Annotated in this window: 1 protein-coding gene and 1 pseudogene; both read left to right on the top strand. The window is 40.8% G+C overall.

The window, feature by feature from the left end; genetic code table 11:
• Positions 1-926 (top strand): annotated as a pseudogene (locus BJU60_RS14695) (AAA family ATPase); the annotation flags it as partial.
• A 21-nt stretch (positions 927-947) separates the two neighbouring features.
• Positions 948-1,256: signal recognition particle receptor subunit alpha (locus BJU60_RS14700; RefSeq protein ID WP_174545523.1), on the top strand; the 309-nt coding region annotated here is incomplete at its 3' end.

Here is a 1,256-nt window from a genome sequence, read left to right on the forward strand (position 1 = left end):
TGGAAAACAAAAACAAAACAACCGCACTCATTTCAGAGCGCCGTAAGCAGCGTCTCGCTCTTTCTGAAACATTAGAATTTGCTGAACGTGAGCTTAAAGAACAAAAACGTTTGTATAAGCAGCTCACCACAAGCTTAAAAGATGAAGAAATTAAGCTTGGCCGTATGGAAGTCGAGCTCGATAACCTGATCGCTTATTTGAACGATGAATATGCTCTTTCATTTGAAGGAGCAAAAGAGATGTATCAGTTGACGTTATCGCCAGATGAAGCAAGAAAACGAGTGAAGCTGATCAAACTAGCCATTGAAGAGCTTGGAACAGTAAACTTAGGCAGTATTGACGAGTATGAACGTGTGAATGAACGCTATCTTTTCTTAACAGAACAGCGAAATGATCTGACAGAAGCGAAAAATACATTATTCCAAGTCATCGAAGAAATGGATCAAGAGATGACAAAGCGTTTCTCTGAGACATTCTCTCAAATCCGCGGGCACTTTGAATCTGTTTTCCAAGCATTATTTGGCGGCGGAAGAGCAGATCTTAAACTGACAGATCCAAATGATTTACTTAACTCTGGCGTTGATATTGTCGCGCAGCCGCCAGGGAAAAAACTGCAAAACTTAAGCCTTCTTTCAGGCGGAGAGAGAGCCTTAACAGCGATCGCTTTACTATTCTCTATTTTAAAAGTGAGACCTGTTCCATTCTGCGTGTTAGATGAGGTAGAAGCGGCGCTTGATGAAGCAAATGTTTTCCGTTTTGCGCAATATTTAAAGAAATACAGCCAGGAAACACAGTTCATTGTCATTACGCACCGCAAGGGAACAATGGAAGAAGCCGATGTGCTCTACGGCGTGACCATGCAGGAATCAGGTGTTTCTAAGCTTGTATCTGTCAAACTAGAAGAAACGAAAGAGCTTGTCCAGTAATTAAAGGAGGTTTTTGAACCAATGAGCTTTTTTAAGAAATTAAAAGAAAAATTTACGCAGCAAACCGATTCAGTATCAGAAAAGTTTAAAGATGGACTCGAAAAAACGAGAAACTCCTTCCAAGGAAAAGTAAATGAACTGATTTCCCGCTACCGCAAAGTCGACGAAGACTTTTTTGAAGAGCTGGAAGAGGTTCTGATCGGCGCTGATGTCGGTTTCACAACTGTGATGGAACTGATTGATGAGCTGAAAAAAGAAGTGAAATTAAGAAACATTCAAGACCCAAGCGAAGTACAAGCGGTCATTTCTGAAAAACTGGTTGATATCTAC

Origin of the sequence: Exiguobacterium aurantiacum (assembly GCF_001766415.1) — a bacterium.
GTDB lineage: Bacteria > Bacillota > Bacilli > Exiguobacteriales > Exiguobacteriaceae > Exiguobacterium > Exiguobacterium aurantiacum_A.